Here is a 23771-nt window from a genome sequence, read left to right on the forward strand (position 1 = left end):
ATGCGCTGTATTATCGATTTAAACGAGCCTGGCTCCCTTTCGACATGGCGGCGCGAATTTCTGATTCGGTGACTAAATTCAGATCGCCACTGATCGATAATTTAAGCACACTGGCAGCAATAGCAAACTCGATGGTTTCCTGAGGGGGTAATTGATTGGCTAAGCCATGCAATAATCCGGCACCAAAGGCATCCCCAGCCGCAACCCCTTCCATCACATTGATCGAATGAATAGGCGTTTCGTAAAATTGTTCATTTTGATAGAGCAATGCCATCCAATCGCTTTGTTCAACCGAGTGAATATTGCGAAGCACGCTCGCTACAATTTTACAATTTGGGTAGCGCTCAGTAATGGCTTTCATTCCCTGACAAAAATCATCTTTCTGATCAATACCATGAGATAAGTTTCCATCAAATGCCTGAATACCAAGTACCGCTTCAAAATCTTCATCGTTGGCAATACAAATATCAACCCATGGCATTAATTCAGCCATGACTTGTTGTGCTTTTTCCGGTGACCACATTTTTCCACGATAATTCAAATCACAAGCAACTGTAATCTGCTGTTGCCGGCAGTAACGCAGCGCATCTTGTAATGCTTCTGCTAATGCCGGTGAAATAGCCGGGGTAATCCCAGAAAAATAAAAGATGCCAACATCTTGAAGCAATGTAGGCCAATCAAATTCGCTACGCGCTGCCGTTGCAATCGAACTCCCTGCCCTGTCATACACCACACTAGTAGAGCGAGCCCCGGTCCCTTTTTCAAAAAAATAACTCCCCAGTCTTGGGCCACCGCGTAAAATGCGACTCGTATCCACGCCATAGCGTCTTAGTGTTCCAAGAGCGGCTTCTCCCAATGGATTATCAGGGAGCTTCGTTAAATAAGCGGCATCATGATTGAGTTGAGCCAGAGAAACCGCCACATTGGCTTCTGCGCCACCATACGCCGCTTCATAACCCGTGGTCTGTATGATGCGCTGGAATGCGATCGGTTTTAAACGCAACATGATTTCGCCAAATGTTAATATTTTCATTAAGTTATCCTTATCCTCATACGTTTTGGCTACAGGTAATATTGCGCTCTGGCGTCAATTAAAATAACGATCATACCCTGTACCCGTTCTGTTCATCGTGCACGAAAATGGTCAATTGCAATGGTGTAAAGCCATCAATGCGTTGATTCTACACCAATATTCGGTGATATGTCTTATTATGAAACAACTTTTCATATTGAAGAGGAATAACCCATGTTGACGTCACCACCGAACTCACTCAAACAGCAGATCAAGAGCAGCCCAGAGCAAAATTAAAATCGATATCGCGCCCATCATCATGATGGGACCATGCCTACGGGGTCAGCTACTCGATGGTCTCTACGCACTGTTGCACCTGTTGGATTAACCATTGCACACTCTCTTGGCTATCATATAGCTGATGAGTAAACATACTTAACGATAACAAAGGTGTATCCGGGGGCAATTCAACAATTTTAAGAGGCAACATTTGTACTAATTCTCTAGCGATACGCAGAGGCACACACATCAAATTACTCGTTCTGGCAGTTACCAACCCACCAACCGCAAAACTTTGCACGATCATGGCAATTTGCCGGGCTTGATGTTGCTCATATAACCAACGGTCAATCAAGTCAGCTCCGGAATTAATGAGAGGTAAGTGGATCTGAGGCGTTGCCAAAAAAGTTTTGAAGTCAATCTTGCTTGGCAAATCAGTGCTTTTAGCGACGATCCCCACATAGCTGTCGGTTAACCAGTGGTAACGATGATAGTAACGCGGAATGGTCTGAAGATTATCGACGCCCAACATCAAATCAATATGCCCTTGTTCCAAATGATCAAATTGCATATTTTCAAAGAGAATTTCGATGGCAATACGAACATTCGGAGCACTCTTCTCAAATGCCCGACCCAACCTTGGTAAGGCATAAAATTCAAAGTAATCAATGGCCCCGACATAAAAAGTTTTAGCATCCAGTCGCGGATTAAAAGGCTTCATTCTTTCTAGGGCCATATCGATAGACGTCAGCCCTTGTTGAATGCCCGGTAATAACTGTTTGACTAACGGAGTCGGCTCCATCCCAGTTTTGGTTTTGATGAACAAGGGATCATCAAAGCGGCTCCTCAGTTTAGCTAATACGTGACTGGCGGCCGATTGACTCATAAACATCTTTTGGGCCGCTTTTGAGAGGTGTCGTTCCTTCTCTAAAACGACCAACAGACGCAGCTGATTAATATCAATATCCATAAGTTATCGAAATCTCTCATATGAAAATAAAAAAAATGCATTTTCATAATAACCTAATCCCGAGTAAAAAGGTGCCAAGAACTTTTGAATGGTCATGCTTAAATTTTGGTTCAATGACGCCATACAACAGCACTATTTAACGTTAGATGCCATTTGTAGAGAATTTAGAACTACATCTGCTCTTGACCTAAATCAGGCTGAGTAGTGGCGAAACAAATCACGGCCAATCACCCCTCTAATTGATATTTTCCATAAGGAGATGAGATGAAAAAAGTAACGGTTGCAGCAACCCAAATGGCTTGCTCATGGGATGTCAAAAGTAATGTCGATAAAGCCGAAGCATTGGTCCGCGAAGCGGCTAAACAAGGCGCGCAAATTATCCTGTTGCAGGAGCTATTCGAAACCCCCTATTTTTGCATTGAGATCAGCGAGTCCTATCATAAACTCGCATCAACATTAGAAAATAATGAAGCTTTTGCTCGTTTATCTCAGTTAGCGAAAGAATTACAAGTGGTGCTTCCCTTTAGCTGGTATGAACGCGCCGGGAACGTCAGTTTTAATTCCATTGCAGTGATTGATGCCGATGGCTCGTTGCTGGGAAAATACCGCAAGACGCATATTCCCGATAGTGATGGTTACTTAGAAAAATATTACTTTAGTCCTGGCGATACCGGATTCAAAGTCTGGAACACCCGTTATGCTAAAATCGGTATTGGTATTTGTTGGGATCAATGGTTCCCCGAAACCGCTCGCAGCATGGCGCTGCAAGGGGCTGAATTGTTATTCTTCCCTACCGCCATAGGGAGCGAACCCAGCCAACCCGCACTTGATTCACAGCCGCACTGGCAACGTACCATGCAGGGCCATTCCGCTGCAAACCAGATCCCAGTGATCGCATCCAACCGTATTGGCACCGAAACTGCTCAATTCCGCGACCTGTCACTGACCTTCTTTGGTTCATCGTTTATCACCGATGGTACTGGCGAAATTGTGGCCAAAGCGGATCGTGAGCACCAAAGCATTCTGACTCACGAATTCGATCTCGATGAACTCGAATTTCAACGCCGGGCTTGGGGATTATTCAGAGACAGACGACCAGAACATTACCGCGGTCTATTAACACTGGACGGACAGGTCAAGGATGGTGGTCATGAATAACCCAAAAATGGGGATCGCACCACTGGCTCTGTTTAGTTTATGTACGGTTCTTGTGGTTGATACACTCACCGCATCGGCTTCTATTGGCGTCAGTGCTCTGGGATGGTGGGCGTTGATTCTGGTAATCTTTGTACTACCTTATGGCCTAATCACCTCGGAGTTGAGTGCCGCTTACCCCGGTGAAGGCGGGATCTACGATTGGGTCAAACGTGCCTTTGGCTCTCGTTGGGCAATTCGAACTACATGGCTCTACTGGATTAATGTCGGTTTGTGGATGCCTGCAGTTTATATTCTGTTCGCCGGAACCTTTACCGAACTGTTCGCGCCTAATCTGCCACTCACGATCCAGATCATCATGTGCATTGCGCTCACATGGATAACCGTCTGGGTCTGTAACGTCTCTATCGATATCGGTGTCTGGGTCACCAACTTCTGCGCTTTATTAAAAGTACTGATTATTGCTGTTTTGGGGATCGGTGGTTTTGTTTATGCGGCAAAACATGGCGTGGCCAATGATTTCTCTATACAAGAAATGCTGCCATCATTTGATTCCGGAGTAGCCTTTCTGCCAGCCTTAGTCTTTAACCTAATGGGCTTTGAACTGGTCGCGACCATGACCAAAGAGATGAAAGATGTCAAACAGATGCCCAAAGTAGTTTTTCTGGCCATGGGCGTTACCGCACTACTTTATATCATAGGGACACTGGGTATTCTGCTAGCCTTACCGGTAAAAGAAGTGGGTCTGGTAGCTGGGATTGTCGACACCTTAAAAGTGCTGTTCGGCACCGATGCCTGGGGCCAGTTCATGACCGATGCCTTAGGGGTAATGACCTTACTCACCTTCATTGGCAACATGGTCAGCTGGACGATGGGATCGAGTCGAGCTGCCAGCGAATCGGCTCGTGACGGCGAACTACCTAAAGTATTGGGAAAAACGTCCAACAAGCACAACACGCCCGTCGGAGCCAATGTGTTTACCGGGCTCGTTTCAACACTGGTCATTATCATTTATGCTTTCTTTGCCAGCAGTAATGATGAATTATTTTGGTCCATGTTTGCATTCTCAAGCTGTGTTTTTCTAGTGCCCTATCTATTGATGTTCCCGGCATATCTAAAACTTCGATTAACGGATGGCGATCAACCGCGCCCCTTTAAAGTTCCCGGAAGTATACTGGTTCAGAAAATAATGACCGTCATCTGCTTCCTCATCATTTTACAGGCCGTCGTTCTGTTTATCTTCCCCGATGTATTATCCGGTAAGGTCGATTGGTCCTATACCTTGCCTATTTTATCCGGGGTACTCATCACTGTGGCCATCGGAGAAATACTACTAAAACGAGCCACAATGCATAAACATGAATCGGTAAACACAGGAGACTTGGCATGAGCAACATCATCACCCAATTACCCATTGAAGAAGGGTTCTACATGCCAGGCGAGCATCATCCTCAATGCGAGGTCTGGATGGCTTGGCCAGTTCGCAGCGATAACTGGCGCAATGGTGCCAAACCCGCACAAAAAACATTTGTAGATATCGCCTGTGCCATTGCCGAGGAAACCCCGGTGGTCATGGTCGTGAATCAGGTACAATATGCCAATGCCCGGGAACAATTACCGGCCCATATCAAAGTGATCGAGATGTCATATAACGACAGTTGGATGCGTGATATTGGTGCGACTTATGTGATCAACTCACAAGGTCAGCGCCGCGGGGTAAGCTGGCAGTTTAATGCTTGGGGCGGACTGGTTGATGGGCTTTACTTCCCTTGGAATTTAGACGATCAGGTCGCTGAAAAAATGCTGAGTTTGACCAACGATGATCGCTATCAAGCACCGTTAGTTCTCGAAGGGGGCTCAATCCATACAGATGGTGAAGGAACATTATTTACTACAGAAGCGTGTTTGCTTCATCCAAGTCGCAATCCGGAACTATCAAAACAGGCCATCGAAGCACATTTAAAACAGTATCTGGGCGTTGAGAAAATTATTTGGTTACCGCATGGAATATTCAACGATGAAACCAATGAACATGTCGATAATGTTTTACATGTAGTGAAACCCGGAGAAGTTATTCTGGCCTATTGCGATGATCCAAAGGATCCACAATATTTATGGAGTCAGCAAGCTCTTCAAGTGTTAGAAAATGAACGGGATGCTAAAGGCCGTGCGCTTAAAATCCATAAAATGCCAATGCCTGGACCTCTATATATGACTGAAGCTGAAGCGCAGAATATCGATAGCAGTGATGGGATGATGCGTCAGGCCGGTGAACGGTTAGCCGCTTCTTATGCTAACTTTCTGATCACCAACCAGCGAATCGTCTACCCACTGTTGGATGAACGCTATGATGCGACCGCCAAGCAAGTCCTTGAATCAGCGTTCCCCGAGCATCAAGTGGTTGGCGTAGCGGCCCGAGAAATCCTACTCGGCGGAGGGAATATCCATTGCATTACTCAGCAGGTTCCGCAAAGGATCCGCTGATACGCCTAATGTCGAGACACTGGGGCTATTATCGTCTCCCATAAAAAACACCTCCATATAAGGAGGTGTTTTTCAGTTCAACGGCAACATTGCTAAAGTTTTGTCACATCTGATTTAGACACATTACAGCTGGTACTATTATTGCTCCATTTTTCACCAACTTTGGGTGATTCATGACCATGCTGAACCCCTTTGTATACAACACAGACATGGGGTTTCCCGGATTGATAATTTTTAATTTTTAAATTACGAATAGTTGCACGATCATTAAAGTTACCATTCACGCCGGCAACAGAGCCAATTTTGGCATCAATTTTAACGCCATTAATAGTCAAATAACGAGGACCACCATTATCAGTACAATTCCCACATGAACGATAAAGCTTGCCATGTTCACCGGTTAGCGTGAAATTACCTTTAATTTCAACCGTACTATTTTTCGAATTGTGCTGGAATACTTTATCAGGTTTGCCACCAGGACCATTTTTACTGTTATAAGCAACCCCACCAATAATCGTCATTTTTTTACCATTGTTAGTGGCTGCATCTTCACAGATATCTTCCCAGATCACATTCTCCAATGTACAGTTACCGCTTTTACAATGAATGCCATCCGAGCCTCCATTTTTGGAAATCCGAACATTTTTAACGGTCGCATTAATCAGCGTTAAAACAGGTTTCTGGTGTTCATCGTCACCATTGCATGACAATCCAATGGTCTTTCCACCACAATCAACCGTTTTATTCTGAATAGTCGCCCCTGCATAGCATTCGGATTTAGCTGATGCTTTTAGCAATACAGGTGCTGAAGTATCCGCAAAAGTGTTAGATAGATTAGATTCGATCACCTTATCGCTATCCGTCACCGCTTTCACCTGATAAGAATAATCCGCGTAAGGAACTGCATCGGCATCTTCATAGGTGCGTTCATCCGGAGTCAGTGTCGCAATTAATTTTTGTGGCCCTGACATACCGTTGACGCGATACACTTCCTGACGCAGGACATGCGTATTATCATTCGACCAAGTCAAAATGGTCTGTTCTTGATTTTGATACAGCATCAAACTTAAATCACCAGCGATAACTGCTGGTGAAGCTAAAAGCGATGCCATCAACATCGTCATTACTGTTCTCTTCATTATGATCTCCATTCCTTGAGTTCGGGTACTGCTAATAACAATCTTCCGATAAATAACTCTTAAACATCATATTGTTATCATGTTCTTGAATCTTATTCGGTCTTGCTACAAGCTTATCCATATACATTAAATGAGCTATAGCTCAACAACATTAGAACAGCTTTTCATTTTTAACAAATATAAAAATAGAGGTGTGATCACAAATTTAAACTATAATGATAAATATATTTATATTGGATTTTTATATTTTAATTTTTTTAAAAATACAATATTAAATCGACTACGTTTTATATAAAATAAAACGACTTTAAGAGGAATTAGATCTATTGGTGCAGCACACGTCTGCTATGCAATCACTTTGATATAGCCAACTTGTATATTAAACGCGTCATTTAATATACAAGTCAGATAGATGATATCTGTTTGAATTATTACTTAAGATATTATCCCATATATTCATTTTATAATTAAATGACCAATGGAATCATTTTCTCAATTACCCTCTAGCCGCCATAAAAATGCCACTGCCAGCGAGTAATAAACCCGACCCATAGCGTAAAGTTCGGTTTCCTTTAGCAAAACGAAACGAATTTTTCGCCTTATATGCAACATAGGCATACCCCAACATCACGCCGCCTACCGCAACGGTTGCAATGCTATATAGCACAACCGCATCCAGAACGCTCACTTGGGATAAATCAAGAAATGCCGGGAAAAAACTAAGATAAAATAAAATAGCTTTAGGATTACTCAGCGTCGTCACCAAACCCGCGGTAAAACTTGCAAAATGACTCGGTTCTCTAATTAACGTAACTTGTTCATCATGCGAACGACGAGCAACAGCAAAAGAGATTCCCATCCAAATAAGATAGGCTGCCCCTATATATTTAATAATCACAAAAGAGCTCCCCATCAGTTGCGACAAAGCAGTCAATCCAAATAACGCGAGTGTAATAAAAACGAAATCACCCGCAACGATACCAACAACCGTTGAAAAACCATGCTTCATACCGACAGCCAAGGTGCGGGCTACAACCGCCAGCACCCCGGGCCCCGGGATTAACGCCAAAATTAACATCGCACCAAATAAAGCTAACGAAGAGGTATATGTCATCATCACTCCTGAATATCAATTGCCACCATCGGGCAAGTTCCATCACATCAATTCACGCCAACTTCTATCTATCAACCCGGTGAATCAAATCTCGAAGAATCATTTGGCCTTCTAACCAATACCCTAAATTAGATTGACCATTAATATGCCCAACAGCACCAATGTTATGCACTGCGGCATTTAACGCTCGCCCTTGATTATAAGCATGTTCAATAGAAGCATAGGGATCATCTTCACTGGCCACGATCACCGCAGGACAACAATCACAATACGTTCCCAAATTACTAAAATGAACGGCCTGTTCGGGGAATTCCGGGCCTAAGACATTAGGCATGGCGACTAACATAGCCCCTGATACCTGGCCAAGGTCATGACACCGTAGCCATTCGGTAAACAAAACACATCCCAAACTATGCGCAATCACGACCACAGGTTCATGAATAGATACTAATGCATGCTCGAAATCATCGAGCCACTGTTCCATAACCGGTTGTTCCCAATTTGAATGTTCTACCCATGTAGCTTGTTCCGATTCCAAATACCACTGGCGTTGCCAATGTTCGGATCCCGAATTACCAATCCCGGCTAAAAACAGTAAATGCATATATACTCCTTCAATGTAGTACTGTTCATTTCTATTTTTTACATGTTTTAATATTATGATCAAGCTTTAGTTTTATTAGCTCCGATGACGATGATACTTAATTTTATCGGTTCCCTATATTTTATTTGTATCCTGTAATATTAAATCATCTCATATTCATTTTTCGTGGTGACTTCTTCGGCATGGACATGAAAAATATATCGTAAATTCCAATACTAGAACTCTATTAAAATAGAGTTTTCCCATCAAAAAAATAAAATCTAAATAGCGGTTCTAACCTTTTAATGAGTTGGCTATCTATTCCAAACCAGCAAATGAGGACACACTGACAAAGTGATACTATTCTCAATATTATATTTATAGCTTTTTCAATAAAAACGAGTATTCATAAGTGCGAATCCCTCCCCTTTATTCAATCTTCCCGCTGTCGATGCGATGGTAAAAGTCTTTAAATCACATCGGTTCTCATCATATCCCAAGGCCTGACTTAAGCCACTCAAGAAGTATTCCTAAGACTAGGTCTCAGAGGCCATTCCTTTAAGTAGAGCACTAGGACCAAACAGCTAGTTAGGTGGATACAGTATCAGACAACTGCATGCTTCCTCGCGTGTTAAAAGGCTATTATTTCATCATATAAAACATAGACACGGCCTTATTCTGTCAGAATATAAAATTTCATCTAGTTGCAGCACTTTCAACTGAGATCACGGTTATTGACACCATAGAAATTAAAATAGACAAAGTCCGAACCTTCATTAAAAATGCAAAAGGTTTCCGGTGCTATGGTATTCAATAACAACATGCTCAACGCTGAATGATCCACAATGTAAGGCATGTTTCAATGATCTTCGATGTTGAGAGACCGCAATGAAAAACCTCTATCGACTCAATGAATTTCTGGATGTTGAACGTTTGCAAACCCTTCAGGATTACTTTAGTGAATCGATGACGATTGCCTTAGTCGTCGTCGACCAACAAGGTGTTCCCGTGACCCAACCCAGTGGCTTCTGCCAGTTTTGTTTAAACGCTCGAGAACAACCAACACTCGCACCACACTGTTATCAATGCGACGATGCGGGCGGAAGAGCCGCAATGAAAGCCGCTAAACCGGTGGTCTACCGCTGCCATTGCGGCTTTGTCGAATTTGCAGTTCCCATCCTCATCCATGGACACTATTTAGGGGCATTTATCTCTGGTCAAATTCGGGTCGAACCCAATAAAGAACAGCAAATCCCGTTTATCTTACCCCTTGCTCAAACATCCGATGTAACCATTGCAGAGCGCGAGGCTGATCACTCATTGCCCTACCAGCGCTTTGAATCAATCGCCTATACGTTGTTACATGTCGCATCCTATTTAGTTGAACAAGCTTATGCGAATAACATTCAACGCGAACTGCATCAAAAAGAAATTGCACTCAATAATGAGTACAAAAAACGCGTCGAGATGGAACTTTCACTACACGAAGCGGAATTTAAGGCCCTGAGCTATCAAATAAATCCACACTTTTTATTCAATGTTCTAAACACTATTGGTCGATTAGCTTATTTAGAGGATGCCCCACAAACAGAAACCATGGTCTTCAATTTCTCCGATATGATGCGCTATCTGCTGCAAAAAAATAACAGTACCGGCGTCATTACTCTAGGCAATGAACTCACCTATGTTGAAAACTACATTGCCATCCAAAAAGTCCGGATGCCACACCGTTTCGACTATAACATTGATGTTCCAGAATCATGTCTAGCTATCATCTGTCCTTTTCTGTTACTACAGCCATTGGTTGAAAACTTCTTTAACTATGTGGTGGAACCCCGGGAAGGAAAAAGCACTCTCACCATTCGCGCTTATCCTGATGACAGTCATCTAACGATCACATTACAAGATAATGGGGATGGCATTGCCCCTGAGCAAATCCAGCAGATCAAACAAGGGCAGAATAACCGTCATAAAACCGGTATTGGGATCAACAATATTCAAAATCGACTTCGTTTAATGTTTGGAGAACAGGGCCGATTTGAAATCACTAGCCCGTATAAACCCAATCAGGGAACCTCTATTACAATTCAATTTCCTATGGCTTATGCCCGGTAACCGCCTATGTTTAAATTTTTGATCATTGAAGATGAACCGATTGAATTACAATCACTAAAAAAAATAATTACCACCACGTTTCATCATGCAGAGATCCTTCTTGCAAGCACAGGGCGTGAAGCCATGCAGGTGCTGAATGACCGGCCCGATTTAAATATGGTATTGGTCGATATCAATATTCCTCGCCCTAGTGGTGTCGACATTATTAAACAGTTACGGGCACAGCAGCTTCCAGCCAAAGTGATCGTCATTACCGCCAATGATGATTTTGCGTTAATGCGCCAAATGATCAATCTTAAAATCGATGATTATCTGCTCAAACCGGTGAAAACACAGCTACTCATTGAAACGCTCCAAAAATATCTGGAGGTAAATACTCAGCAGTTAGCCTCAGAGGATACACGCCTAACCCAACTGCAAAAACGGCTTATCGAGCATGATTTGATCGACTGGAATGATTTTATGCTAGAGCAGTTGGAAGGTGCCATGCGCCCCCCAACTTCCACCGCAATTATAGACCTGCTACACGCGCTGGATTCGCAGCTCGCCGGCCCCCAAAACGGCCCGCTCTCGGCAGAACTGGCCAAACGACTCGAACAATTTGGCAAAACAGGACTCAACAGTCATAGCTATGTGTCATATCTCAAAGGGCTTTTCGCGCTTAATATTCAACTGGCTGCAAATACCCAAAGCGATCCATTGATTGAATCCAAGGCCTTTATGCAGCGGGCTAAAACATATATCGATACCCATCTATTTCACGCGATTACCCTTGAAGACACCGCAACGCATGCTTACGTTAGCCCTTGTTATCTAAGCCGTATGTTTAAAAAAGAATGTGGAATGAAATTTACTCACTATGTCAGTGAGCGACGCCTTAAAGTGGCCAAATCACTCCTAGAATTTAGCGATCTATCCATTCAACATATTGCACTGGATTTAAATTATCAGGATGCCAACTACTTTAGCCGGATCTTCAAACAATATTCAGGCATCCGCCCTTTAGAATATCGAGAACGATCACGACAAACATCACCGCCATCGCTATCCGCCGACTTCACAACTGAATCCGGCCGCTTCAACTTGTGATTTGAGCTCAGTCATCAATGTCTCGGGTAGCGTATTTCGATCAGCCAACCGATAATCGAGACCTAACAACTGATACTTATTTTCACCATAACTATGATAAGGCAATAGATGAATTGCCTTAACCCCTGCTAATGTTCGAGTGAAATCGATAATTTCTGAAAGCGCCGTTGCATTATCATTGACCCCGGGGATCACGGGCACTCGCACAATCGTCTCGGTTAAAGAGGCTATCAATCTGATATTCTCCAGCAATTTTCGATTATCTCGCCCGGTAAACTCTTGATGCAAATCGGAATTGATCATTTTGACATCAACCAGTGCTAAATCGACATAACGAAATACTTTCTGGATTGTGGTACGGGATGCTCCGCAACCAGTCGTTTCTATCGCCGTATGCCACCCTTTGGACTGACAAGCTTTGAGCAATTCACAAGCAAAATCACTCTGCATTAACGCTTCCCCGCCCGATAGCGTAATCCCCCCATTTGATCGCCGATATTGCACACTATCTTTCGCCAGTTCAGCGATCACTTCCGCCACACTCACTTCGCGCCCTTTCATCTCTAAGGCATTCGTAGGGCAGACTTTGGCACATTCGCCACATTGATTACAAAGGCTCCGATCTACATGCACTGGATTATTTAAATCAATCGCCTGTTTAGGACAAGCCGACACACAACGGCCACAGTGCAAACACTTCATGGCATTGTATTCAATTTCAGGATAAGGATGCTGTGATTCTGGGTTGCAGCACCACTGACACGCAAGCGGACATCCTTTGAAAAAAGGAATCGACCGGATCCCAGGACCATCATGCAATGAATAGCGTTGAATATTAAAAATGACGCCGCGAGTTTCATAACGGATATCGTCATCAACCGTCATATTGCGCTCCTAAAAGCCAAATCAAAATGAAAAACTCAAGGGTTTCCCCCTGAGTTTTGGATTAATTTCAATTAGAAATGTTGTTCGGTTCGGCTAATAATGTCGTCCTGAACCTCTTTGGCAAGCACCACAAACTGAGCACTGTAACCCGCGACTCGGACTACCAGATCTTGATGTTCCTCTGGATGCTGCTGAGCTTCACGTAGCGTCTGATGATCGACCACATTAAACTGAACATGCATCCCTTTGTGGTCAAAGTAACTGCGCACCAAGTGGGTAAAATTCATCAATCCTTTATCACCTTCCAAAGCCGATGGCAGGAATTTCTGATTGTATAAAGTCCCATTGGAAGCGATAAAATGATCGAGTTTAGCCACCGAATTGGCCGCAGCAGTCGGACCTAAGGTGTCTTTGCCCTGACGCGGTGAAACCCCATCGGCAAGCGGTTGTTTCGCTAAACGGCCATCCGGCATTGCCATAACATCTTTACCAAACAGCACGTTGGCCGATACCGGATAAATCCCGGCTTGGAACTGACCACCCCGCTGGTTTTTATATTTTTCGACTTCTTTGCAATAAATCAAAGCACAACGCCGTGCCAGCATATCCACGTCATCAACATCATTGCCATAGCATGGGGTGTTTTCCATGATATAACGCACTTCATCAAATACATTTAAAATGCCCTGACGGCTATCACCTTTATCGCCGACAGGATGACCAAAGTTGGCGGCCAAGGCTTCTTGCAACTGAGTTAACGAGACCTGATGTTCATCGAAGACATGTTTTTGCATGGCATAGATCGAATCACCACTATCGGCAATACCGAATGCCTGAGGGCCGGTAAAGTTATAAATAGCACCGCCTTCCTGCACTGTTAAACCACGGCCAATACAATCATCGACCATCGCCGATAAGAAAGGTAATGGGCAGCGTTCTTTATGCGCTAAATCCACACAGTTACAAGCTTCAGCCAATTGATACACAAAATACGACATCTGTTTCTGGAAGGCGCTAAAGAGAGCTTCAATATCTTTAAACGAGGTCATTTCACCGGTTGCCGGGCCAAACTGCTCAGTTCCGATCCGCCCATTATTGAGGGTAATTTCCAATACTTTAGCCACATTGAAAAATGCGGCGTCATGCCAACCATCCGTTTTATGCGGTGCCTGAGGTTCCACACAGCCAATAATGCAGTAATCCCGAGCATCTTCCAGCGACACGCCTCGATTTTGCAGTGATGGAATAACCACTTCATCGTTATACATCGCGGGCACACCAAGACCTAATCGAACCAGTTCACTAGCTCGGAATAAAAACTCTTCAGGGGTATCCTGCCAAACCCGGATTGAAAATGAAGGTTGTGGCATCTGCACATGAGCGGTCGCTTCCATACACATATAACTCATGTCATTAGTGGCATCGAGCCCTTCTGGAGTCTGCCCGCCGACACAAAGATTTTGGAAAACGGCATAGCCCGCAAAGGCCTGCGCCGAAACTTCATCTCGGGTTTTATTGATATCGTTGAGTTTAATCCAACAGCAATCCACCAGCTCCTGCGCCTGTTCATGGCTAATCGACTGATCATCACGGTAATAAGGGTACATGTACTGATCGAACCGTCCCGGAGAAATTGAATGACCGCTTGATTCAATCTGGATCATACATTGAACGAACCAGAAGCTCTGGCAAGCTTGCCAGAAATTACTGGCACCATATTGCGGAACATGGCGACAATTTTGTTCAATCTGTAAGAGTTCACTTTTTCGGGTTGGATTAGTTTCCTGCTCACTTAATTCATGCGCTTTGTCGGCATAACGGTGGGCAAAACGAATAGCAGCCTGATAACTGATAATGACTGCCTGATAGAATTGGTCTTTTTTAATGTAACTAGGATCGCTACGATCCAGTCGGCTCATCGCTAATTGCACTTCATCAATCACACCCTGAAAACCGATTTTCAGGATTTTGCCATAATCGACACAGACGTGGCCAATCCCACCATAGAAGTAATTTCCAACGGTAAACACACCATGGGCCATACTGCTACGGGTTTCTGGTGACATATATGAAGCCGCCAAATCACTGGTGGTTTTACCTGGCCAATATTTAAACGCTTCATGCAGCTCGGCTGCCGTTTCTTTTGGGATCACAAACGGGTCAGCAACACGTGCGTCCATGGTATCGAACTCTTTTTCGACCCAATCAAAGGAAAATTCCGGACAAATCAGGGTCGAACGGGGATGCTTAGTTGTTGCTCCTACAATCAACTCATCCGGACGAATAGTGACAGGTAACTGTTCAAACACTGTTTTCACCAAATGAGCCCGGCGCATGATGACCGGCAGCCCTTCGCTCTCTTTATAAGCCTGAGTGGCTAACACCGTCCGTTCCGATTCGACATAAGGGGTTGCGCTAAGAATTGTTTTTTTCAAGCGCAGTACACGATCAGTCGGTTGAGAAAAGCCTTTTGCTAACATAGTCTTGCTCCTCAAAGATTAATCAAAAAATCGAAGAGCCATCAGTGCGAGTGGGATCCATCGCTACATACATTCTACAAACTTGAAGATATATCTACCCTTAACCCGTCAGTGATGACCTTTTTACTCTTATGATTTAATCGTAAGCGAGCCTTGCCAAAATGTTTTGTCCAGTACTAGCATAAATTTGTGCACCATCTCGATTCATGACAAAAAAATGCTATCTCTAACCCATCAGCACAATGGTCGATCCACCATCAGGCTCCGCTGGTTGGCGCACTGAGATCCAAAAAAGGCCGGATCAGCATATCCAATTTCGGATGCACTACGCGACGTTTCACCGTCACCGCATAAAAATTCTCATAGACATTCGGCAGCAACAGGTAGCGTTTTAATATTCCCTGATCCAACTCATCCTTCACCACAACATCTGGCATCACCGCTAGAGCTCCGGTATCCCGAGTTAACAATCGTAGCATTGCCATATCATCTGATTCTGCCACGACCTCCGGTTGCAACTCATACTGAGCAGCAAAGGCGTCAAATGCAGCTCGCAGTGGGTTTTCGCCATAAGGGAGCACCCAACGCTGCTCTCGATAGCTATCATCTAATTCAGCAGAGAGCGCTAAGCCCGGCTGACCAATAATAGCCACCGCTTGTCGCGCTAACGAACGACTCTGCCAACTCTGTTTATTAGAACCTCGAACCGGAATATTAGTTAATGCAATATCGATCTGCAGCTCAGAAAGTGCATTTAAAAGCCCGGTCTGACTCATCGATTGTAAGGTGTACCGGCAATCGTTCTGTTTTATCAAAGGTTGAATAAACTGTTCAATGAAGTTCCGGGATATCGTCGATAGCATTCCAATCCGAATAGTCGCTCCCGGCAAAGTTTCACCACTGGTGAGTAAATTTTCCAGCTCCTCACCATTTTTGAAGATCTCATCGGCATAATTCAAAGCATGATAACCGCTCTCAGTTAATACCAATGACCGCCCCTTACGCATAAATAACTGAACATCCAGCGCTTGCTCAAGCTGTTTGATCTGCGAAGAGAGGGCCGATTGTGAAATATGTAATTTCTGCGCAGTCTGCGTCAGATTCCCCAGTTTGGCGACCTGCCAAAAATAATAAAGGTGATGATAATTAAGTCGGCTCATTGTTCTATAAAAAAGAATGATTGATTAATTATTATATATTTTACTTAACATTAACCTCGTCTCACAATAGCCACTATCTTTTGAAATGTGAGGTCGGTCATGTTTTCCCTGTTTTTAATCACGCCACTTAAGCTGATGCTCCTCGGCTTAGTCGCTATTCTAGGCTTTACTATATTTCGCTATAGCTGGGTTGCATTCAGTGGACAAGCGGATCGCGGACGATTTCTGCGCGCTTTAATGATGACGATTGCCGCAGTGGTGATGGTAATTATCAGCAATCATATGCTGTTATTCTGGGCGGCATGGATTAGCGTGAGTCTTTCACTGCATCGACTAATTTTATTCTATCCGCAACGTCCCCGGGCTCAGCTTGCAGCTCATAAAAAATTTCTATTGGCTCGTTTAAGTGAACTGCTTCTGGGAGTTGCTCTACTGTTACTCTATCTTCACTTTCAAACACCTTATATCAGCGCCATCATCAAGCAAGTTCCCACTGCGGGTTCCCATTTGGATATTCATATCACTGCCGTACTACTGGCGCTGGTGGCGCTTATTAAATGTGCTCAGCTCCCGATCCATGGCTGGTTGATCCAAGTTGTCGAAGCCCCCACCCCCGTTTCAGCACTGCTACATGCGGGGATTGTGAACCTAGGTGGGATCTTATTGCTCTTTTTCGCGCCAGTGCTAGCGGCCAGCTCAGCGGCCTGTTGGCTCTTAATTGTTTGGGCGGGGATCAGCACTGTCATTGCGGGGCTCGTATCCACCACTCGCATCAGTATCAAGGTCAAACTAGCTTGGTCAACCAGCTCCCAAATGGGATTAATGCTGGTTGAAATCGCTTTAGGCCTCTATGAAATGGCATTACTACATCTCTTTGCCCACTCCTTCTATAAAGCGTATTCCTTCCTGAACAGTGGCAGCACGGTCAATAGCTATCTGTCGACCCAACTCAGCGGGGAATGCCAGCCCAAAGTCCGTCATTGGGTCTTTGCTCTGGTTTTAGCTATGACGATTCTCAGCATGGCTCAGTGGCAGTTTACCGTGACCCAGAGTCTAGCAGCCACCATGCTCGTGCTATTTGCCCTGTCGGCTTTAATTCTTCCTAGTGTGACTCGCTGGGATAGAGCCAGCCCGGTGCGGATTTTGATCACCTTAATCGTGGCCTGCGCCCTGCTAACCTTTTATACCACAGCTAAACATCATCTCATGGTATTGATGGGCCTTGATGCACCGCTGGATCATGCGGCCGATACTTGGGTGGCCATGTTGTTCATCGCTTTGTTTGCGTTCTCTATAGCTTTGCAATACTGGCCTCACATTCGTTGGGTCAAACGATTATTTATTTGGCTTAACGCCGGAGCCTATCTCGATGAATGGGCCACGCGTTTAACACTAAAACTATGGCCAAGCCAATCGCTACTGAAACTACAGCATGCGCATCTTTCTCTGAACTCGGAGGTTAAATCCTGATGAAAAGCAACACGGTCACTTCGAAAAAACGAGTACCTGCCTGGCCCATTGCTAAATTAGCAGCGGCCTCCATTGCCCCCGCTTGGCCTTTGGATCAAGCCGTTGCCGTCAACCCTTGGTGGCCACAGCGACATGCCCCGATTGAACGCACTTTTGCTGAACAAGCGGTACTCACAGGGCAAACCGGATTAATGCCCCGCAGCTATTATCGCAGCCTGTGGCGACAGCAAATCCAACCAGAACATCTTCAGCGGGCTTTGGAGCAACTGCAATTACCCTTCACCGTGCCTCAATTAGAAGAAGATCTCCAGCGCGAAAGCCCCTTGCACACGCGTTGGAAAACTTTGGCCATGCTCATGGATGAGGCAATTCCCTCACCACAAGGGCACAGTTGGGAACAAGAAATTATCGCGCAGGTCAGCCAATTCATCGCGCTCTATCATAAATATCCTGAACGCTTCGATGCTAATGGTAAAAATGGTGAGCACCTTTATCAAAGTTGGTTGGAAGTAGTCACCCGAGATAAAGGCATTAAAACGCTGCTAGGTGTCGATCTACTCCATGACTTCCGCGCCATGCCGACGACCATTTCTGAGTTATTTATTGAACTGGAACCCTTCTGGCAACCGATATGGGATAACCATGACGGAGCCGAAGCGTATATGCGTGCATGCCTGCAGCAACTTTCGGGTTGGGCCGGTTGGCAGTCATGGCTCGATTGGCAAGCCGGACTTAATCAGCAACAGCTCCAGATGCCCCATACCCTAGGGTTACTCGCTATTTTATTAACTTGGGATCAAGTGCTGATGCGCTGGTTACAGCAACACCATCCCAATATTGCAACCTTGTTGAATCAAATTTTGCATCATCAAGCTTTAAGAATTAACAGCCTCTATGAACAAGCGGCCCAACAACTGCAGCCACTTTGGGCCTGGCAACGCGCATTAGAACTGAGTGTACAAATGCCTTGGGCAAAACAACTGCAACAGACAACACCTGCACCGGAGCAACCCCGCCCCAAAATTCAGGCCGTGTTCTGTATCGACGTTCGTTCAGAACCGATGCGCCGTGCTCTTGAGGCACAAAGCCCCGAGATCGAAACCCTTGGCTTTGCGGGCTTTTTCGGCATTCCAATGGCCTATCAAACTCAAGATGGCAGCATTACTCGCCCCCAATTACCCGGTTTAATGGCCCCCTCATTGATTGCTCAACAGACACGTTTACAACCAGAACGCTGGATTCGGCTCACCCAATTGGGCTGGCAAAGTAGCTTGGAAAAACCATCGTCAAACTTAGGGATGATTGAAGCAAGTGGCCTACTTAAACTTGTGAGTCTGTTTAAACGTGCCGTTTTACAACAAGGAAGCAAAAATCCGGTCAACAAAGATGCCCGACCCAATGAAAAATGGGAACTCAAGCGCAATGAAAAACCGTTAACAATCACTGAAAAAGCGGAGCTAGCGGCCGGGATAATCCAAGCAATGGGCATCAAAGATCGCTTGGCCAAAGTTGTGCTACTCACCGGACATGGAAGCCAAACGTGTAACAATCACACCGCATCCAGCCTCGACTGTGGAGCCTGTGGCGGCCAAACCGGGGAAGTGAACGTTAAAGTACTGGCCTCACTACTGAATGATCGGGATGTGCGGGCCCAAATGTCCCAGTTTAAGGTCACCATTCCTGACGATACCCAATTTTATGCCGCCATGCATAACACGACGATTGACGAAATTCTCATATTCGATGCACCTCAAGCGCCGTGGCGAGCACAGATCGAACAGGCCTGCCAAGCAGCTCGACTAAAACGTGCGAAACAATTTGGTTACGCCAATGTGCCATCGGAAACTGAAGTGAAACGATTCTTCAAACAACGAGCCACTAACTGGGCCCAAATGCGTCCGGAATGGGGATTATGTAATAATGCGGCTGTTTTTATTGCACCTCGGGCACTCACACGGCGTCTCGATTTTGGCGGGAGAGCCTTCCTGCATGAATATCATGTCAGCCAGGATCCGCAGTTTTCTCAACTGGAAAAAATTATGACCGCCCCATTGCTGGTGATGAACTGGATTAACTTACAGTATTACGCATCCGTCGCACTACCCGATAAATATGGCAGTGGCAACAAACTGCTGCATAATGTGGTCGGAGGACATATTGGCGTATTCGAAGGCAATGGCGGAGACCTGCGCATTGGTTTATCTCAACAGTCCGTGCATGATGGGCAGCAATATCGCCACCAACCGATTCGATTAAGTGCCTATATTCAAGCACCTAAAACAGCTATCGAAGCCATTATGGCTCGTCATGAAGATGTTGCCTCACTGGTCAATAACGGTTGGTTATTTCTCTATCACATTGACGAAAGCCAGCAAATCAGTCGCTATCAACAGCATCAATGGTTAACCGTTTAATGAAGACGAGCCATAATGTGCCATTCGATAAAAACAGCGATAAAAACAAGGTATCCACCACAGAGGTCTCTATCAGCGACTAAGTGTGGGGCCTTGAGGCTTCAGATTCCGTTTTCGTTCAAATAAATGATTTCATATACAGCTGCGGTGTTGTTCCAAATTGTTTTTTAAAGGCAGCAGTAAAGGCACTAGCAGAGCGATAACCCAATTGAGCGGCAATCTCAAAACTGCTTTTATGCTCATTTAGCAGCTCGATCGCCCGGATGAATTTGAGCCGTTGATTCCACTCTGAAAAAGTAAGCCCTGTTTCTTTTTTAAACAGGCGTTCCAGAGTCCTGTCCCCTAATGCAAATTCACTCGCTAGTTGACTCAAAGTCGGGTTTTTCGTTTGATTCTGTACTAAGTAATGGGTAATTGGCTTAAAACGTTCACTTTGTCCGTCCGGCAAATCCAACGGCGTTTCATCCAGTTCAGCCAATTCATCCATAATCACCCAAGACAATCGCTGTAAACGTTGTTTGGAACCATGGGGCGTCGACAAGTTTAAAAAATGGATCAACAACTGTTGCATCAATGGCGTCATATGCAACACCGTACACCGGTTTGGCATTGAATCACTGGCTCTTTGATCCACAAAAATAAAGCAGGTTAATACCTCGGTATTGGCCGTCATCTCGTGTTCCATTCCCCCCGGAACCCAAATAGCATGGCTGGGAGGAACTAACCATTGTGCTCCCGGAACGGTTACCTTCATAATGCCTTGATTGGACCAAACCAACTGCGCTCGGGGATGAGAATGTGCGGGTCGGCTTAATTCTCCAGAACTAAATTTTTTACTATGGACAATAATATTCTGCTCAGGATCGTCGATGTGACCCGGACTTGGGCCACGAGTTAATGTCGGATTCTCAGTATATTTTGTCATGATATCGATATTTCTTATTTTCGGTGAAAAATTAGAATAGTACCCAAAGAGCCTGATCGAAATAGCGTCACTTTATGTCTTATAAAAAAATATTTGTCGTCATTGTCTTTCTGTTTGCAGCGACCATTTCATGGTTGCCTTTTCAAGGCATGACAACGCAACAATCACAAACATTTGGTTTAGTCGTTTTAGTTCTCAGCTTATGGGGAACGGGAATTATTCCTAATTATCTGACCAGCCTTATCTTCTTTTCATGTTTACTGATCTTTAAAATCGCTCCTCCAGAAACCGTTTTTTCTGGTTTTTCATCAGCGGCCATCTGGCTGGTATTTTCCGGGTTCATTATGGCGGCTGCGATTAAAAATGTAGGACTGAGTTACCAAATTAGTCGGATTTTTCAATGCTACTTTGCTCACAGTTATGTTGCCTTAATCTCCGGAATGATGCTATTTACAATGGCGCTAGGATTTTTAATGCCTTCGTCACTGGGCCGGGCCGTCTTAATGGTTCCGATTGGTTTGGCATTAGCCGATCAAGTGGGATTTGCCCCCGGAACCAAAGGCCGAACCGGCATAGCGCTAGCCTTAACTTTTGGCTGTCATGTTCCAAGTTTTGCAATTTTACCGGCAAATGTCCCTAATATTGTATTAACCGGTGCTGCACAGACCCTGTACGGCTTGAATTTTACGTATGCCCATTATCTGTTATTGCACTACCCGCTCCTTGGCATTGCCAAAAGCATCGTTATCACTGGATTAATCGTCTTTTTATTTCACGATAAACCAGTGCCCCATCTTGCAAAAATGACGAACCAAACATCAACAGATTTGGGAGAAAACCAGCGTAAACGCTACTGGATCAGCGGCATTTTGCTGATTACTTTATGCTTGTGGATGACCGATTCGATTCATCATATCAGCCCAGCCTGGATTGGATTGGTTGCCTCAAGTCTATTGATGCTCCCAGGCATGAAATTAATCGATCCGGCTCAATTTCAAAAGAGCATTAATTTTGGTTTATTACTATTTATTGCCGGTATTCTTGGGCTCAGCGCCGTCATGAAATATACCGGTTTGGGATATGTGATTGCACAGTGGCTGATCCATATTTTACCGTTAACCAAAGGTGCTGATTTCACTAATTTTATTTCATTATGTGTCATGTCATTTATCACCGGCATTGTCACCACCCTACCCGGGGTTCCAGCCGTATTAACACCGATGGCCCAGCAGTTATCACACATTACCGGTTTAAGTTTAACCACCGTTTTGATGACCCAAGTCATTGGTTTTTCGACTGTGTTATTTCCCTTTCAGTCAGGCCCTTTAACAGTCGGAATGCAGCTGTCTCAAGAAAAGTTAGGACACGTGATGAAAATTACCATTCCAGTAGCCCTGATCACATTACTGGTTTTTGCACCGATGGATTATGTGTGGTGGAAATTCTTAGGCATGTTCTAATCACCGCTTATCAGAGAAACACCCATCGATTATGACTGTAAATCCAACACACTCTGACGTTCCACTAACGTGGGTTCCAGTTGAATGATTTGCGGTTCACTATGCGGGTTTTGCAATTTTACTAGCAACGCTTCAACAGCGGCTTTACCCAGCCGATATTTCGGCTGATGGATCGTGGTCAGCGGAGGCGTCATAAACTGAGCGATGCGGATATCATCATAACCAATCAGAGACAACTGTTCCGGGATTTTAATTTCCAGTTCATTTGCAGCACTGATCATTCCCATCGCCATCATATCATTGCCGACAAACAGTGCTGTAGGCAGTGATCCCGATGCCAGCAGCTGCTTAAATGCCGCATAACCCCCTTCACATTCAAAATTGGATTCGATCACCCAGGCTTTGTTTTCAGGCAATTTAGCATCCGCTAAAGCCTGTTGGAACCCCTGATAACGACTCAAAGCCTGATACTGCGACAAAGGCCCTGTTACACAACCGATATCACGGTGCCCTTTCTGGATTAGGTACTGAGTCGCCATATAACCACCGCGATAGGAGTTATCCAAAATTTTATCGCTGATCGCAACCGTGGGCCCCCAATCCATCACCACAACCGGAATATCCGGATAACGCTCGAATTCAGTTAACGTTTCGCCTTCAGCAGCGGTACACATTAACATCAAACCATCCACACGCTTTTGCAATAGCGTATCAATAGAGGCGCGCATTCGCTCACTATCCCCCTCCGTGTTGCAGAGGATCAGGTTGTAGCCTTGATGATAACAACTCCGCTCAACCCCTTTGACCACCTCACCAAAAAATGGATTCATTGAGGTGGTGACCAACATTCCCAGCGTTTTGGTTCGATTCATTTTCAGACTTCGAGCCAGCGCAGAAGGGGTATAATTTAGCGTCTTAGCCGCTGCATTGACTCGTGTTGCGATCTCCTCACTAACAAACCGAGTCTGGTTGATGACATGACTCACCGTAGATGTCGAGACTCCCGCCAGTCTAGCGATATCTTTCATGGTCGCCAC

At 44.8% G+C, this 23771-nt stretch carries 18 protein-coding genes; 8 read left to right on the plus strand and 10 right to left on the minus strand.

Features of this window, described 5'->3' with window-relative positions; genetic code table 11:
* Window positions 1–10: 10 nt before the first annotated feature.
* Both ABUE20_RS00850 and ABUE20_RS00855 read right to left on the minus strand, forming a co-directional pair.
* Window positions 11–1033, minus strand: coding sequence for a PfkB family carbohydrate kinase (locus ABUE20_RS00850; RefSeq protein ID WP_408617900.1), 1023 nt, complete (start codon window positions 1031–1033; stop codon window positions 11–13).
* 325 nt (window positions 1034–1358) lie between these two features.
* The gene (locus ABUE20_RS00855; RefSeq protein WP_408617901.1) at window positions 1359–2261 is read right to left on the minus strand and encodes a LysR family transcriptional regulator; all 903 of its coding nucleotides are present in this window, start codon (window positions 2259–2261) and stop codon (window positions 1359–1361) included.
* A gap of 264 nt (window positions 2262–2525) precedes the next feature.
* On the opposite strand from ABUE20_RS00855, the gene aguB reads away from it, so the two are divergent.
* The 3 genes from aguB to aguA are packed head-to-tail and all read left to right on the plus strand — an operon-like array spanning window position 2526 to window position 5900.
* A complete protein-coding gene (gene aguB, locus ABUE20_RS00860) occupies window positions 2526–3419 on the plus strand; it encodes an N-carbamoylputrescine amidase (protein ID WP_408617902.1) in 894 nt (297 codons plus the stop codon).
* Window positions 3412–4806 (plus strand): APC family permease, encoded by a 1395-nt coding sequence (locus tag ABUE20_RS00865; protein WP_408617903.1) that lies wholly within the window; start codon window positions 3412–3414, stop codon window positions 4804–4806. The genes aguB and ABUE20_RS00865 overlap by 8 nt, the downstream gene beginning before the upstream one ends.
* Window positions 4803–5900 (plus strand): agmatine deiminase, encoded by a 1098-nt coding sequence (aguA, locus tag ABUE20_RS00870; protein ID WP_408617904.1) that lies wholly within the window; start codon window positions 4803–4805, stop codon window positions 5898–5900. Before ABUE20_RS00865 ends, aguA begins: the two co-directional genes overlap by 4 nt.
* A gap of 92 nt (window positions 5901–5992) precedes the next feature.
* Here aguA and ABUE20_RS00875 read toward each other — a convergent pair whose 3' ends face one another.
* The 3 genes from ABUE20_RS00875 to ABUE20_RS00885 all read right to left on the minus strand — a co-directional run bounded on the left by ABUE20_RS00875 (window position 5993) and on the right by ABUE20_RS00885 (window position 8757).
* Window positions 5993–7039 carry a pectate lyase gene (locus tag ABUE20_RS00875; protein WP_408617905.1) on the minus strand — a complete coding sequence of 349 codons (1047 nt, stop codon included), beginning with the start codon at window positions 7037–7039 and terminating at the stop codon, window positions 5993–5995.
* Window positions 7040–7535: 496 nt separating this feature from the next.
* A complete protein-coding gene (locus tag ABUE20_RS00880) occupies window positions 7536–8156 on the minus strand; it encodes a LysE family translocator (RefSeq protein ID WP_408617906.1) in 621 nt (206 codons plus the stop codon).
* Between the two features lie 61 nt (window positions 8157–8217).
* Window positions 8218–8757 carry an RBBP9/YdeN family alpha/beta hydrolase gene (locus ABUE20_RS00885; protein ID WP_408617907.1) on the minus strand — a complete coding sequence of 180 codons (540 nt, stop codon included), beginning with the start codon at window positions 8755–8757 and terminating at the stop codon, window positions 8218–8220.
* Window positions 8758–9624: 867 nt separating this feature from the next.
* Here ABUE20_RS00885 and ABUE20_RS00890 point away from each other — a divergent pair.
* Both ABUE20_RS00890 and ABUE20_RS00895 read left to right on the plus strand, forming a co-directional pair.
* The gene (locus ABUE20_RS00890; protein ID WP_408617908.1) at window positions 9625–10851 is read left to right on the plus strand and encodes a sensor histidine kinase; all 1227 of its coding nucleotides are present in this window, start codon (window positions 9625–9627) and stop codon (window positions 10849–10851) included.
* Window positions 10852–10857: 6 nt separating this feature from the next.
* Window positions 10858–11940 carry a helix-turn-helix domain-containing protein gene (locus ABUE20_RS00895; RefSeq protein WP_408617909.1) on the plus strand — a complete coding sequence of 361 codons (1083 nt, stop codon included), beginning with the start codon at window positions 10858–10860 and terminating at the stop codon, window positions 11938–11940.
* Here the strand turns inward: ABUE20_RS00895 and ABUE20_RS00900 are convergent.
* The 3 genes from ABUE20_RS00900 to ABUE20_RS00910 all read right to left on the minus strand — a co-directional run bounded on the left by ABUE20_RS00900 (window position 11896) and on the right by ABUE20_RS00910 (window position 16465).
* Complete coding sequence (locus ABUE20_RS00900) at window positions 11896–12825, minus strand: glycyl-radical enzyme activating protein (protein WP_408617910.1); 930 nt, start codon at window positions 12823–12825, stop codon at window positions 11896–11898. The genes ABUE20_RS00895 and ABUE20_RS00900 overlap by 45 nt on opposite strands.
* 71 nt (window positions 12826–12896) lie before the next feature.
* The gene (locus ABUE20_RS00905; protein WP_408617911.1) at window positions 12897–15305 is read right to left on the minus strand and encodes a glycyl radical protein; all 2409 of its coding nucleotides are present in this window, start codon (window positions 15303–15305) and stop codon (window positions 12897–12899) included.
* Between the two features lie 257 nt (window positions 15306–15562).
* Window positions 15563–16465: a LysR family transcriptional regulator gene (locus ABUE20_RS00910; protein ID WP_408617912.1), complete on the minus strand. Its 903-nt coding sequence runs from the start codon at window positions 16463–16465 to the stop codon at window positions 15563–15565.
* Window positions 16466–16564: 99 nt separating this feature from the next.
* Between ABUE20_RS00910 and ABUE20_RS00915 the strand changes: the two genes are divergently transcribed.
* Together ABUE20_RS00915 and ABUE20_RS00920 are read left to right on the plus strand one after the other, a co-directional pair.
* Window positions 16565–17935, plus strand: coding sequence for an NADH-quinone oxidoreductase subunit L (locus ABUE20_RS00915; RefSeq protein ID WP_408617913.1), 1371 nt, complete (start codon window positions 16565–16567; stop codon window positions 17933–17935).
* Entirely contained in the window at window positions 17935–20349 is a 2415-nt protein-coding gene (locus ABUE20_RS00920; RefSeq protein ID WP_408617914.1) for a putative inorganic carbon transporter subunit DabA, read from the plus strand. Before ABUE20_RS00915 ends, ABUE20_RS00920 begins: the two co-directional genes overlap by 1 nt.
* Window positions 20350–20467: 118 nt before the next feature.
* On the opposite strand, the gene ABUE20_RS00925 is transcribed toward ABUE20_RS00920, so the two are convergent.
* Complete coding sequence (locus tag ABUE20_RS00925) at window positions 20468–21274, minus strand: AraC family transcriptional regulator (protein WP_408617915.1); 807 nt, start codon at window positions 21272–21274, stop codon at window positions 20468–20470.
* A gap of 74 nt (window positions 21275–21348) precedes the next feature.
* Here ABUE20_RS00925 and ABUE20_RS00930 point away from each other — a divergent pair, with 74 nt between their 5' ends.
* Entirely contained in the window at window positions 21349–22734 is a 1386-nt protein-coding gene (locus ABUE20_RS00930; protein WP_408617916.1) for an SLC13 family permease, read from the plus strand.
* Between the two features lie 29 nt (window positions 22735–22763).
* Here the strand turns inward: ABUE20_RS00930 and ABUE20_RS00935 are convergent, their stop codons facing one another.
* Entirely contained in the window at window positions 22764–23771 is a 1008-nt protein-coding gene (locus tag ABUE20_RS00935; protein ID WP_408617917.1) for a substrate-binding domain-containing protein, read from the minus strand.

Source organism: Celerinatantimonas marina (genome assembly GCF_046054165.1).
Classification (GTDB): Bacteria; Pseudomonadota; Gammaproteobacteria; order Enterobacterales; family Celerinatantimonadaceae; genus Celerinatantimonas.